13 protein-coding genes are annotated in these 13,429 nt (G+C 64.4%); 10 read left to right on the plus strand and 3 right to left on the minus strand.

Annotated elements, in window-relative coordinates; all coding sequences use genetic code 11:
- Positions 1-8: 8 nt before the first annotated feature.
- The 4 genes from FCK22_RS08500 (at position 9) to rarD (ending at position 2,638) form a co-directional block, all read left to right on the plus strand.
- Positions 9-608: a superoxide dismutase gene (locus FCK22_RS08500; protein WP_067266441.1), complete on the plus strand. Its 600-nt coding sequence runs from the start codon at positions 9-11 to the stop codon at positions 606-608.
- A 381-nt stretch (positions 609-989) separates the two neighbouring features.
- Positions 990-1,199 carry a hypothetical protein gene (locus FCK22_RS08505; RefSeq protein ID WP_067266439.1) on the plus strand — a complete coding sequence of 70 codons (210 nt, stop codon included), beginning with the start codon at positions 990-992 and terminating at the stop codon, positions 1,197-1,199.
- Complete coding sequence (locus FCK22_RS08510) at positions 1,196-1,651, plus strand: host attachment family protein (protein WP_067266436.1); 456 nt, start codon at positions 1,196-1,198, stop codon at positions 1,649-1,651. The genes FCK22_RS08505 and FCK22_RS08510 overlap by 4 nt, the downstream gene beginning before the upstream one ends.
- 66 nt (positions 1,652-1,717) lie before the next feature.
- A complete protein-coding gene (rarD, locus tag FCK22_RS08515; protein ID WP_067266431.1) occupies positions 1,718-2,638 on the plus strand; it encodes an EamA family transporter RarD in 921 nt (306 codons plus the stop codon).
- Here the strand turns inward: rarD and FCK22_RS08520 are convergent.
- The gene (locus tag FCK22_RS08520; protein WP_067266428.1) at positions 2,575-3,123 is read right to left on the minus strand and encodes a TIGR00730 family Rossman fold protein; all 549 of its coding nucleotides are present in this window, start codon (positions 3,121-3,123) and stop codon (positions 2,575-2,577) included. The genes rarD and FCK22_RS08520 overlap by 64 nt on opposite strands.
- Before the next feature lie 104 nt (positions 3,124-3,227).
- On the opposite strand from FCK22_RS08520, the gene FCK22_RS19285 reads away from it, so the two are divergent.
- From FCK22_RS19285 to FCK22_RS08535, 3 genes are all read left to right on the plus strand, one after another.
- Positions 3,228-5,330, plus strand: coding sequence for a LysM peptidoglycan-binding domain-containing protein (locus FCK22_RS19285; protein WP_067266425.1), 2,103 nt, complete (start codon positions 3,228-3,230; stop codon positions 5,328-5,330).
- 204 nt (positions 5,331-5,534) lie between these two features.
- Positions 5,535-7,319, plus strand: coding sequence for an ABC transporter ATP-binding protein/permease (locus FCK22_RS08530; protein ID WP_067266467.1), 1,785 nt, complete (start codon positions 5,535-5,537; stop codon positions 7,317-7,319).
- Positions 7,320-7,422: 103 nt separating this feature from the next.
- Positions 7,423-8,253, plus strand: a complete 831-nt coding sequence (locus FCK22_RS08535; protein WP_248646480.1) for an ion transporter — start codon at positions 7,423-7,425, stop codon at positions 8,251-8,253.
- A gap of 22 nt (positions 8,254-8,275) precedes the next feature.
- Here FCK22_RS08535 and FCK22_RS08540 read toward each other — a convergent pair whose 3' ends face one another.
- Positions 8,276-8,725, minus strand: a complete 450-nt coding sequence (locus FCK22_RS08540) for a DUF302 domain-containing protein (RefSeq protein ID WP_231886381.1) — start codon at positions 8,723-8,725, stop codon at positions 8,276-8,278.
- Positions 8,726-8,876: 151 nt separating this feature from the next.
- Between FCK22_RS08540 and FCK22_RS08545 the strand changes: the two genes are divergently transcribed.
- The 3 genes from FCK22_RS08545 (at position 8,877) to der (ending at position 12,573) form a co-directional block, all read left to right on the plus strand.
- Positions 8,877-9,581 (plus strand): tetratricopeptide repeat protein, encoded by a 705-nt coding sequence (locus FCK22_RS08545; protein WP_067266416.1) that lies wholly within the window; start codon positions 8,877-8,879, stop codon positions 9,579-9,581.
- A gap of 67 nt (positions 9,582-9,648) precedes the next feature.
- Positions 9,649-11,031: a PQQ-like beta-propeller repeat protein gene (locus FCK22_RS08550; protein WP_067266413.1), complete on the plus strand. Its 1,383-nt coding sequence runs from the start codon at positions 9,649-9,651 to the stop codon at positions 11,029-11,031.
- Between the two features lie 60 nt (positions 11,032-11,091).
- The gene (gene der / locus FCK22_RS08555; RefSeq protein WP_067266411.1) at positions 11,092-12,573 is read left to right on the plus strand and encodes a ribosome biogenesis GTPase Der; all 1,482 of its coding nucleotides are present in this window, start codon (positions 11,092-11,094) and stop codon (positions 12,571-12,573) included.
- Between the two features lie 6 nt (positions 12,574-12,579).
- Here the strand turns inward: der and FCK22_RS08560 are convergent, their stop codons facing one another.
- On the minus strand, positions 12,580-13,296 hold the full coding sequence (locus FCK22_RS08560) for a hypothetical protein (RefSeq protein ID WP_067266409.1): 717 nt from the start codon (positions 13,294-13,296) through the stop codon (positions 12,580-12,582).
- Between the last annotated feature and the right edge of the window lie 133 nt (positions 13,297-13,429).

The raw sequence follows: 13,429 nt of genomic DNA on the forward strand, positions 1-13,429 counted from the left end.
GCCCAGAAATGGCTTTTGAACTTCCCGATCTCCCCTATGCCCACGACGCGCTTGCATCCAAGGGCATGTCCAAGGAAACGCTGGAATACCACCACGACAAGCACCACAACGCCTATGTCACCAACGGCAACAAGGCGATCGAGGGCACCGAGTGGGAGGGCAAGACCCTCGAAGAGATCATCAAGGGCACCTATGACCCGAACGCCGTGGCCCAGTCCGGCATCTTCAACAACATCTCTCAGCTGTGGAACCACAACCAGTTCTGGGAAATGATGAGCCCCGAAGACAACAAGATGCCCGGTGAGCTGGAAAAGGCGATCACCGAGAGCTTTGGTTCCGTCGACAAGTTCAAGGATGAGTTCAAGGCCGCGGGCGCAGGCCAGTTCGGCTCCGGCTGGGCATGGCTGGTGAAAGACAAAGACGGCAGCCTGAAGGTCACCAAGACCGAGAACGGCGTGAACCCGCTCTGCTTTGACCAGACTGCGCTGCTCGGCTGTGACGTGTGGGAGCATTCCTACTACATCGACTTCCGCAACGCGCGCCCCGACTACCTGTCGAACTTCCTCGACAACCTTGTGAACTGGGACAATGTCGCGTCGCGTCTGTGATCTAGGGGCGGCGCGTGCGAGAGCCGCTCGCGCCTGATGCGTGTGGCGCTCTCCCAGTCACCGACGCCCACGGCTACGCCGCAGGCTGGGTGAACTGGGACAACGTCGCGTCGCGCCTGTGATCTAGCGGCGGCGCGTGCGAGAGCCGCTCGCGCCTGATGCGTGTGGCGCTCTCCCAGTCACCGACGCCCACGGCTACGCCGCAGGCTGGGTGAACTGGGACAACGTCGCCTAGCGTCTGTGATATGACGGTGCGGCCTTACGGCTAGCCCGAACAAGACAGAAACCCCGCAGCCTGCTGCGGGGTTTTTCGTTGGAACCCAAGACCCTTCGCGGATGTTTTTCTCCTGAGACTTCACGACAAAAAAAAAGGAGGACAACATGGCCGAGCGGAAGCGATCCAACGACGGTAGCAAGGAGACGGAAAAATTCCTCTCCGATACCGAGACGCCAGACCAAGGTGGCCGCGCCGGGGGTGATCTGCAAAAGGACGTTGGCACCCAAGACGCCATGCGCCGCGCCGAAAAGGGCGAAGACGGCGTGACCCGCGTCACCGGCGAAGACAAACGCAACCATGGAGAGCCTTCATGACCAAACTCAGCCAAGACACATGGGTGCTGATCGCGGATGGCGAAAAGGCCCTTTTCCTGCAAAACTACACGGACGGCGAAGACCCCTATCTTCAGGTCGTGCGCAAGGAGGAGCAGGAGAACCTACCGGCGCGGGAGCAAGCCGCCAACCGCCCCGGCCGGATGAGCGATGGTCCGAGCGGGCACCGTTCTGCCTTTGACGACACGGATTGGCATGAGCTGGAAAAAGAGCGCTTCGCCAAAGACTTGTCGGACATCCTTTACAAACTGGCCCATAAGGGCCGCTTTGATCGGATCGTCTTGGTGGCCCCTCCGGCAGTGCTGGGCGACCTGCGCGATGACCTCCACAAAGAGGTGCAGAGCAAGGTGGTAGGGGAAATCCCCAAGACCCTGACCAACCACCCCATCGACGAGATTGAAAAGATCGTGGCCGGGGAATTGGCCCAAGCCTGACTTTTCCCTTGGCGCGGGAATTGATTGCCTTCACAAGGAAGCAGTCTACCGCGCCAAGGATTTCCCATGACCGACACCACCAAGGGTTTCGCCGCTATGATCGCGGCCTGCTGTATCTGGGGATTGTCGTCTATCTTCTACAAAATGCTGTCGCATGTGCCCGCCGCCGAGGTGCTGGCCCATCGCACCCTCTGGTCACTGGTGTTCTTCGTGATCGTGCTGGCGGTGCAGCGGCGGCTGCGCGCGATCCTTGACGCGATGGTCGGGCCGCGGGCCTTCGGCCTGCTTGCTTTCGCGGCGCTGGTGATCGCGACGAATTGGTACCTCTTCATCTGGGCGGTTCAGAGCGGGCAGGCGACGGAGGCGGCCTTGGGCTATTACATCTTCCCGCTGGTCTCGGTCCTGCTGGGCCGTCTGGTCTTTGCCGAGCGGCTGAGCCCCGTACAGCTTTTCGCGGTGGGGCTGGTGACGGTCGCGGTCTCGCTGCTCACCTATGGCTTGGGCACTGCGCCTTGGCTCGCCATGGCGTTGGCGGCGTCTTTTGGGCTTTATGGGCTGGCGAAAAAGAGGTTGGCGGTGGGGCCGGTCGTCTCCGTCACCGCTGAGGTGCTGCTGTTATCGCCCCTTGCGGTGCTCGTGCTGTGGCAAACGGGTGACAATGGGGCGGGGGCCTTCGGGGCCTCCTTCCGCGATACGGCGCTGCTGATACTCGCCGGGCCGATCACCGCAACGCCGCTGATCCTGTTCAGCTATGCGGCACGGCGGCTGTCGATGGCGACGGCCGGATTGCTGAGCTACATCAACCCGACCTTGCAGTTTTTCTGCGCCGTGGTCCTGTTTCGCGAGCCCTTCACGGGCTGGCATGTGCAGGCCTTCGTGCTGATCTGGTGCGCGCTGGCGGTCTATTCCGTCAGCACCTTCCGTCAGGACAAGGCGCGGCGCAGAGCGCTGAGAGCGGCATCGGCATCCGGCACTACGGTGACGTAATCCAGCAGCGTCGCATCGGCAAAGCCATGGGCCACGACATGGTTCATCAGCGACATGAAGGGATCCCAGTATCCGTTTGTGTTCACAAGGAAAATAGGCTTTTCATGCAGGCCCAATTGGCGCCATGTCAGCACCTCGAAAAGCTCATCCAATGACCCCGCGCCGCCGGGCAGGACCGCCACGGCATCGCAGTTCATGAACATCACCTTTTTGCGCTCATGCATCGTTTCGGTCACGATATAGCGGGTCAGATCGGTCTTGCCGACTTCCCATGCCACGAGATGCGCGGGGATCACGCCGAAGGTGTCGCCGCCTGCCGTTTGGGCGGCGCGCGCAACGCTGCCCATCAGCCCGACATCGCCCGCGCCATAGACCAGCCGCAGCCCGGCCTCGGCCAGACCGCGGCCCAGTGTTTCGGCGTCTTGGGTGAAGGCTTCGTCGTCGCCGGGGCGGGAGCCGCAATAGACACAGACAGAATGTTGCATGGTAAAGCGTCCTGTTGATTAGGAAAATTCGGCGCGGATCGTCTGCGCTTTTGACCCCTGTTAGCCTGCTTGCTAAAAAGGCTCAACCACAGGGGAAGTAGAGAATGTTCAAGGGATTTGGCCGGTTTGGCGGCATGGGGGCGATGGCGGCGGGCGCCTTTGCGGCGGCGGTGCTGGCGCTTGGCGCTTGGATCGGCAGCAAGCGCGGCGCGCCGGAGGAGGCAGCCTCTGAGACGGTGGCCGTGCTCCCCGAACGCGATGCCACCCTTGAGAATGCCACGCTGGTGCCAGATGCTGTGAAAGGTGTCTCGGTCGGCCCCGAGGGTGAGGCGGCGACGGAGCCCGAGGCGGTGCCGCAGGCCCCGGCCTTTGACGAAGTGCGCCGCGAAAGCGACGGGATGACGGTGATCGCGGGCCGCGCGGCGCCCGGCAGCACCGTGGCCGTGTTGAAGGATGGCGAAGAGGTGGCCCGCGCTACCGCCGATGGGGCCGGGAAATTCGCGACCCTCGCCATGATCCCGCCCGATGGCAAGGGCCATGTGCTGACGCTTTTGGGCCAGGACGGCGCGGCAGAGCTTGCTTCGGAAGAGGAGATTATTCTCACCCCTCGCGCAGCGCCGGTGCAGTTGGCGGAGGCCGATATCGCGCCGGAGGAAAGCCCGGTTGCGTCGGTTGAGGAGGGGGCCACACAGTCGGTTGATACGGCGGAGCCTGAAACCTCTGAGACCACGATGGAAGAGCCGATCCCGGCAACTACGAACGACGCTGAAGAGGAGAGCGCGGCAGCGACGGGTCAAAACCCAGCCGCTGCGCAGGCGGAGCAGGCGACCCCTCTGGCCGGAACGGCCACAGCAGAGGCGGAGCGCGCTGCGACCGACAATGCGGACGCGCAAGACGTCGAGGCGGACCGAGACCAGTCGACTTCAGAGGGGGCTGACACGGTGGACGAAATCGCATCGAGAGAGCAAGACCCGGCTATCGCCGAAGAGGAGGTCGGCTCCGCCCCCGCTCAGGCCACCCCGCTCTCCGATACCGGGACCGCTGACGTAGAGAGCAGAACGTCGGAGCAACCCTCTCAAGCGATGCCGATGGCCGAAACAGGCACCGCGGAGGACGAAAGCGCGGCGGCGTTGGATCAAACCAGTGCCGCCGGGCAGAGCGCGGATAGCAACACCGCGCCGTCCCAAGCGACGCCAATGGCCGGAACGGGCAGCGCCGAAGACGTGAGCGCCGCGACGGTAGAGCAAGACGATGCCGCCGAGCAGGGCGAAGATACCAGCACCGCTCCGGCCCAAACCACACCAATGGCGGGAACGGGTACGGCTGAAGACGTGAACGCCGCGCCGCGGGACCAAGACGGAGCCGCCGATCAGGGGGCAGGCACCAGCGCCACGCCTTCTCAAGCGACGCCGGTGGCGGAAACCGGCACCGATGAGGGCGACACCGCCGCGCCAAACGCTGACGGTGAGGCGCCATCTCAAGCCACCCCGCTGGCAGAGACGGGAACTACTGAGAGAGACGCCACCCTCGCGCAAACACCGCCCGCCGCCGCGACCGAGGCCCCGAACCTCGCCGACCGCAGCCCATCGGCGCCCGAGCCCACGAACCCCGCCCCTGCGGAGGAGCCCGACACCATCGCCGCACCGGCGAAGCCGCCCGCGCCCGCGCCGGTGTTGAAATCCACCGCCGAAGGGGTCGAACGGCTTGACACCGCGCCGCCGCAGGTGATGACCAATGTGGCGCTCGACACCATCGGTTACTCCGATCAGGGCGATGTGCAACTGGCGGGCCGTGCCCAGCCGGACACCCGCGAAGTGCGCGTCTATCTGAACAACAACGCCGTGATCAGCCTGCCGGTCGATCAAGAGGGCCGCTGGCGGGGTGATCTGCCCAATGTCGATGAGGGCGTCTATACCCTGCGCGTAGATGAGCTTTCCCGCGGCGGCGATGTGACCAGCCGGGTAGAGACCCCCTTCAAACGCGAATCCCCCGAGGTGCTGGCCGCCGCCACCGAGGGGCTGACCGGCCCGCTCAGCGCGGTGACGGTGCAAAAAGGCGATACACTCTGGGCAATCACGCGCACGCGCTATGGTGATCCTCTGCTCTATGTGAAGGTTTTCGAGGCCAATAGCGCGAATATCCGCGACCCCGATCTGATCTACCCCGGACAGGTTTTCGACCTGCCCGAAGACCCGGCATCGGAGTGATCTAAGCGGCCAAAACCGGGGCGGCATTCGCAGCGCGCAGAGCGGCTGTGCGCCGCCCGGTACTGGCAACCCAAGGCCATGGGGCCTATGTAGCCTGTAATCACTTCAGGAATTCCCATGCCAGCCGATACAGACCAATCTAACGCCGCGCGGCGGCGCGACCGCAAGACGCCCAAGCCCGAACGCATCCCCACAGAGGCCGAGATGATCGACGCCGCCGAGCGGCAGTCGGGCTTTCTGGTGCTGCGCAAGGTCGCGCCCTACCTCTGGCCCAAGGATATGCCATGGGTGAAACGCCGGGTGGTTCTGGCCATGCTGGCGCTGCTGGTGTCGAAGCTGATCATCGTCGCCACGCCGTTCTTCTACCGCGACGCGGTGGATGCGCTGGCGGGCGAGGGCGCGCCGATGCTGGCGCTTGGCGCGATTGGTCTGACCGTGGCTTACGGCATGGCGCGGCTGATGGGGGTGGGCTTTCAACAGGTCCGCGATGCGGTGTTTGCACGCGTCGGGCAGCGCGCCCTGCGGATGCTGGCGCTTGAGACCTTCCAGCACATCCACAAACTCTCGATGCGCTATCACATCACCCGCAAGACCGGGGGGCTCAGCCGGATCATCGAGCGGGGGGTCAAAGGTGTCGACTTTCTGCTGCGCTTTCTGCTCTTCTCCATCGGGCCGCTGATCCTTGAGCTGATCCTCGTGGGCGTGATCCTCGCCGTGCTCTTTGACGTCTGGTATCTGGCGGTCGTGGCGGTGACCATTGCGCTCTACGTCTGGTTCACCTTTGCCGTCACCGAATGGCGCGTGCGCCTGCGGCGGCAGATGAATGACAGCGATACCGACGCCAACCAAAAGGCGATCGACAGTCTGCTGAACTATGAAACGGTGAAATACTTTGGCGCAGAGGGGCGCGAGGCCGCGCGCTATGACGCCGCGATGGCCGATTATGAGAACGCGGCGATCAAGACGAACTATTCGCTGGCCTTCCTGAACTTTGGCCAAGCCCTGATCATCACCGCGGGGCTCGTGGGGGTCATGGTCATGGCGGCGATGGGCGTGCAAAGCGGCGAGCTGAGCGTCGGCGACTTCGTCATGGTGAACTCCTACATGATCCAGCTGACCGTGCCGCTGAACTTCCTTGGCACCGTTTACCGTGAGATTCGTCAGGCGCTGGTGGACATGGGGCAGATGTTCGGCCTGCTCGAACAACCGGCCGAGATTGACGACAAGCCAAACGCGCCGGATCTCAAGGTGACGGGCGGCCATGTGACGCTTGAAAACGTGCGCTTTGCCTATGACACCGACCGCGAAATCCTCAAAGGCATCTCGCTTGAGGCGCGCCCCGGAGAGACGGTGGCGATCGTCGGCTCGACCGGCTCGGGCAAATCCACCATCGGGCGGCTGTTGTTCCGCTTCTACGATGTCGCGGGCGGGGCGCTCAAGATCGACGGGCACGACGTGCGCGACGTGACCCAGCATTCGCTGCATATGGCGATTGGCGTGGTGCCGCAGGATACGGTGCTGTTTAACGACACCATTGGCTACAACATCGCCTATGGCCGCGATGGGGCGACGCAGGAAGAGGTCGAAGACGCCGCGCGCGCAGCACAGATCCACGATTTTATCATGGCACTGCCGCAGGGCTATAAGACCATGGTCGGCGAACGGGGGCTAAAGCTTTCGGGCGGTGAGAAACAGCGCGTGGGCATCGCGCGGACCCTGCTGAAAGACCCGCCGATCCTGTTGTTGGATGAGGCGACAAGCGCGCTCGACAGCGAGACGGAGCATGAGATCCAAGATGCGCTGCGCCGCGCGGGCCAAGGGCGCACGGTGCTGACCATCGCCCACCGCCTCTCGACCATCGCCGAGGCCGACCGCATCGTCGTGTTGGAGAAGGGCGAGATCATTGAACAGGGCAGTCATGAGGTGCTGCTCGCCCAAGGTGGGCGCTATGCCCAGCTTTGGCAGCGTCAGCAGGCGGAAGAAGAGTAGACGGAGAAGCTGGCCCCGCCTTCTGTTTCGGCAGGCAGGCGGGGCATTGCCGCCGAGGGGTGCATTTGCGGGCGATCTGCTCTTGCACTGTGCGGGGCGGCGCATGATATCTACCGCCATGACCGATCTTTCGACCCCCTCGCAGACCTCGCTGCGCGCCCGCGCCGCCCGGCTGGCCGACCGCCCTTCGTTCCAGAATTTCATTCTGGGCGTGATTCTCTTTAACGCCGTGATCTTGGGGCTTGAAACCTCGGACGAGGTGATGGGGCAGGTCGGGCCGCTGATCCTGCTTCTGGACCGTATTTGTCTTGCCATTTTCGTCATCGAAATTGCGATCAAGCTTTTCGGGCGCGGGTTTGATTTCTTCAAACGCGGGTGGAGCATCTTTGACTTCGTCATCGTCGCGATCTCGCTGATCCCGGCCACCCAAGGGCTCAGCGTTCTGCGGGCCCTGCGCATCCTGCGGCTGCTGCGCGTCGTCTCGGTCGCGCCCTCGCTGCGCCGCGTGGTGGAGGGGTTGGTCAACGCGCTGCCCGGCATGGGGTCGGTCTTTTTGCTGATGGGGGTGACCTTTTACATCGCCTCCGTCATGGCCACCAAACTCTTTGGCGCGGATTTCCCGCAGTGGTTCGGCACGCTGGGCCAGTCGGGCTATTCGCTGTTTCAGATCATGACGCTCGAGTCGTGGTCTATGGGCATCGTGCGCCCGGTGATGGAGGTCTATCCCTATGCCTGGATGTTCTTCGTGCCCTTTATCATGGTCACCACCTTCGCAGTGGTGAACCTGTTGGTCGGTCTGATCGTGAACTCGATGCAAGACGCGCATCATGAGGAAAGCAACGAGCAGACCAACACCTACCGCGATGAGGTCATGTCGCGGCTGACCGATCTGGAAAACCTGATCAAGGCGCAGAACACCCCGCCCAAATCCTAAGAGGCCGGGCGGGGAGAGGGCGTTATTCCTCGCCGATCGCCTTGGCGGTGAGATTGTCCAGCGCCTTGGTCATCTTGGTGAGATATTCCGCCTCTTCGGGCAGGCCGTGGGCGGTGACCAGCGTTTCAGGCGCGGCATAGGTCACATGCACGGCCCCCTCGCCATCGGCGTAGACCAGCACCCGCATCGGCAGGTCCAGCCCGGCGGTCTGGGCATCTTGCATCGCGGGGGTGCCGAGCTTTGGGTTGCCAAAGATCAAAAGCTGCGTCGGGCGCAATTCCATCTCGACCTTTTCGGCCCCGGCGGCGTGATCGACCCGGGCAAAGACCTCGGCCCCTGCCGCCTCAACCGCGCTTTCCAGCCGGTCCATCGTCGTGGGCACGTCATGGGGTGAGACCTTGGCCACCAAATCCTGCGCCAATGCGGGCATGGCCGCCATCACGACACCTGCCGCCAGTGCAATCGCTTTCATCGTCGTCTCCTTTCGCTGCATTCTGCCCCAGACCTAGCGTGACGCGCCCCCGGGCCAAGCGGTCGGCGAAAAGGCGCTGCGGTTCGCTGGGTCTTGGCTTGGCTGGCCACGCGCGGTAAGAGGGGCAAAATCAGGCCGGGGGCAGGGCGCGATGAGCGATACCGACAGTTTTATTGACGAAGTGAACGAAGAGGTCCGCCGCGACCGGCTATACGGCTACCTGCGCCGCTACGGTTGGATCGCCGTGCTGGCCGTGGTGGCCATCGTTGGTGGTGCCGCGTGGAACGAATACAGCAAAGCACAGGAGCGGGCCGAGGCCGAAGCTCTGGGGGATGCGATGCTTGCCGCGCTCGAAGCGGATGCCAGCAATGCCCGCGCCGAAGCGCTCGCCCCGATCGAGGCCGATGGCCCCGGTGCCCGCGCCGTGCTGAACTTCATGCGCGCCGATGCGCTGGCCGAAGCGGGTGAGACCGATGCCGCTGTGGAGCAGCTTGATGCCGTGGCGCTCGACGGTGACCTCGCGCCGATCTACCGGGCCTTGGCGCATTTCAAGATCGTGACCCTTCAGGGCCAATCTGTGCCCGTGGCCGAGCGGCGTCAAGCGCTCGAAGCGCTGGCCCAGCCCGGTGCCCCGCTGCGCCTGTTGGCCGAAGAGCAACTGGCCCTGATCGACATCCAAGAGGGTGAGACCGACAAGGCCGTGGCGCGCTACCAGTCCATTCTCTCCGATGCGGAAACCACCCCGGACTTGCAACAACGCGCCCTTCAGGTGATTGTGGCCCTGGGTGAAGAACCGGGTGATGAGGGCGCCGCCGCAGAGGCCGCGCTGGAGATCCCCGAAGCAACGGGTGACTGACACATATCCACCCGCCAAAAATGGCGGGGGCGTGAAGGTTGAGGAAAGACAGAAAGTGAGCAGGTCCATGACGAAGCATCGCGAAACCGAACCCGGGCAAGCGGGTCTGCGGGGTCTGGGCGTGGCGGGGGCCATCGGTGCCGCGCTGTTGCTGACGGCCTGCGCGGATGAGCAAACCTATCTGCCGGGCAAACGCGAAGACGTGCGCGCGGTGTTGCAAAACCCCGGCGTGCAAGACCCTGCCTTTGACGCGGCCACCGGTCCCGTGCCAGAGAATGCCAGCCGCGCCATCGCTCTGGGCGGCACGGTGAACAACGCCAATTGGACCCATAGCATCGGCACCGCCGCGACCCGCATCAGCCATCCCGCGCTGCGGACCGCGTTGCAGCCGGTCTGGAGCGCCGATATTGGCGCGGGCGACAGCCGCAAACAACGTATTACCGCCGATCCGGTGGTGGCGGGCGGGCGTGTCTTCACGCTCGACGCCGGGGCGCAGGTCACCGCGACCTCGACCTCGGGCCAAACGCTCTGGACCCGTGACCTCACCCCCGCATCCGACCGCGAAGGCCAAGCCACCGGCGGCGGCCTCGCCGTGGATGGGGAAACGCTCTATGTCTCCGTGGGCTTTGGCGTTTTGGCCGCGCTCGACGTGACAACCGGCGGCGTGCGCTGGACCCAAGACCTTGACGCCACCGGTTCGGGCACGCCGACCGTCTCGGGCGATCTGGTCTATCTCACGGCGGGCGACGATACCGGCTGGGCGCTCGACAAAACCACTGGCCGCATCCAGTGGCAGACCGGCGCTGTGACCAGCCTCAGCAATGTGCTGGGCGCGCCTGCGCCCGCCGTCACCAGCGATCTGGCGATCTTTGCCTTCGGCTCGGGCGAGGTGCAGGGGCTGTTCCGCCAAGGCGGGCTTGAACGGTGGTCGACCTCCGTTCTGGGCAAACGTCCGGGCCGCGCGCTGAGCTTTGTGGGCGATGTGACAAGCGCGCCTGTGGTCTCGAACGGGACCGTCTATGTGGGCAATCATTCGGGCCGTCTGGCCGCGCTGGATGTCAACAGCGGCGACCGTAAGTGGGTCGCACGTGACGGGGCGATTGGGCCGGTTTGGCCTGCGGGCGATTCTGTCTTTGCAGTCACGGACCTGAACGAACTGGTCCGGCTCGACGCCAGCACGGGTCGCCGCATCTGGGGCACGCCGCTGCCGAATTTCGTCAAGGACAAGCCCAAGAAGCAATCCGAAGTGGTGGCCCATTACGGCCCGATCATCGCCGGGGGGCGCGTGATCGTGGCCTCCAACGACGGGGTGCTGCGCAGCTTTGACCCCGTGAGCGGCGGGCTGACGGGCACCACCCAAATCCCCGGCGGGGCAACCACCGCCCCGGTCGTGGCGGGCGGCACGCTTTATGTCGTCTCCACCAAGGGGCAATTGCACGCTTTCCGTTAGGCCGCAAATAGGCTAAGGCGCGTGTCTGAACTGGCCCAACCGGGGCCCGGAGCCTGAATTATGTCCTTTACCCTTGCCATCGTGGGCCGTCCCAATGTCGGGAAATCCACGCTGTTCAACCGCCTTGTCGGCAAGCGCCTGGCGCTGGTCGATGACCAGCCCGGCGTGACCCGCGACCTGCGCGAAGGCGCGGCCAAACTGGCCGACCTGCGCTTTACCGTGATCGACACCGCGGGGCTGGAAGAGGTCACCGACGATAGCCTGCAAGGCCGGATGCGCCGCCTGACCGAACGTGCGGTGGACATGGCCGATGTCTGTCTCTTCATGATCGACGCACGCGTCGGCGTGACCCCCTCTGACATGGTCTTTGCCGAGATCCTGCGCAAGAAATCCGCCCATGTGATTCTCGCGGGCAACAAGGGGGAGGGCAAGGCCGCCGACGCCGGAATGATCGAGGCCTATTCGCTGGGTCTGGGTGAGCCTATTCGCATGTCCGCCGAACATGGTGAGGGGCTGACCGATCTTTACACCGCACTGATGCCGCTGGCGGATGAATATGCCGAACGTGCCACCCAAGACGCGCCCGAGACGGATGTGGACCTGCCTGAGGATGACGCCGATCTCGAAGCCGAATCCCTGCCGATGCCGACCCGCGCCAAGCCGCTACAGGTCGCCGTAGTAGGCCGCCCCAATGCGGGCAAATCCACGCTGATTAACCAGATTCTGGGTGAGGACCGTCTGCTGACCGGCCCAGAGGCCGGGATCACCCGCGATGCGATCTCGCTGACCACCGAATGGGCCGGGCCGGATGGTGAGCCTGTGCCGATGCGCATTTTCGACACCGCGGGCATGCGCAAAAAGGCCAAGGTGCAGGAGAAGCTGGAAAAACTCAGCGTCAGTGACGGTCTGCGCGCGGTAAAATTCGCCGAGGTTGTGGTGCTTCTGCTCGACGCCGAAATCCCGTTCGAGCAGCAAGACCTGCGCATCGCCGATCTGGCCGAGCGTGAGGGCCGTGCCGTGGTCGTCGCCGTGAACAAATGGGACATCGAAGAGAACCGGCAGGAGAAGCTGCGCGATCTTAAGGAGAGCTTCGAGCGGCTTTTGCCGCAGTTGCGCGGAGCGCCGCTGATCACCGTGTCGGCCAAGACGGGCAGGGGCCTCGACCGGCTTCAGGCCGCGATCATGCGCGCCTATGAGGTCTGGAACCGCCGGGTGACCACCGCGCAGCTGAACCGCTGGCTCTCGGGCATGATGGAGGCGCATCCGCCCCCCGCGCCGCAGGGCAAGCGCATCAAGCTGCGCTATATGACCCAAGCCAAGACCCGCCCGCCAGGCTTCGTGGTGATGTGCAGCCATCCCGACAAGGTGCCGGACAGCTACACGCGCTATCTGGTCAACGGCTTGCGGTTGGATTTCGATATGCCCGGCACGCCGATCCGTCTGTGGATGCGCGGCCAGTCCGACGCCAACCCCTATAAGAACCGCAAGAAAGCGGCACCGTCGAAGCTGCGCAAACACACCGACGGTCGCCGCAAGGACTAAGCGCGCTCAGCCGCGCCGAAACGCCCTGACGGTGGGCAGCGCCACGATGACGCTGCCCCCGAGCGCCAGATAGGCGACCAAGGGCGTCTCGCCCCAATTGGTCACGACCACGCCCACCAGCCCCCAGATCACCGCGATGCCATAGGTCGGTGTCCGCCCCAGAGCGGTCTGGACGATGGCGCCGATTGCAATCGCCAGTCCGACAAAGACCACCGCTGCTGTCTGCTCTTCCAAATAGCCGTATCCCGCGGCCAGCAGTGCCAGCGACACGCAGGAGGCGGCAGATAGCCAGCCCGCGTAGAGCCCCACCGGCGCGGCGGCCCAGAGCGGGTCTTCGACCGGGGCGAGGAATAGGGCGACGAGGGCGGTGATCAGCATGATCCAGATCAGTATCGCGGCCCAGACCGGGCTCATGGTGGCCACGGCGAGCCATGTGGTCCCCACGGCGAGCGACAGGCAGAGCGGCACGCGCATGTCGTGCCACTGCCCATCCCGCGGCGCGCGCAGCAGGCCATAGCCAAGGCCCGCGATCAGCCACAGGTAAATCACCCCCCAGATGGAAAAGGCATAGCCCGCAGGCTGCGCGGGCGGGTTGTCCTGCGGAATGGGGAATTGGTTCGGATCAAAGCCCGAGAAGCTGGGAACGAAAAAGGGCGAGATTGCGAAGGCGATGCTGAGCAGCAGGGCAAGCACGGCGATCAGAGTGCGGGAGGATTTGGGCAAGGTCGGCCTCGCGGGATTGGCTGTTGCGTTACAGCTGATCCTAGAGCGCCCGCGCGCCACGGCAACCAAGGTCGCACCAAAGGTGCGTCCAACATAATCTGGCACGCCCCCCGGCGGGGCGGGGCGGGCAGGC

Origin of the sequence: Sulfitobacter sp. 15WGC (assembly GCF_005068605.1) — a bacterium.
GTDB classification, from domain to species: domain Bacteria; phylum Pseudomonadota; class Alphaproteobacteria; order Rhodobacterales; family Rhodobacteraceae; genus Sulfitobacter; species Sulfitobacter faviae.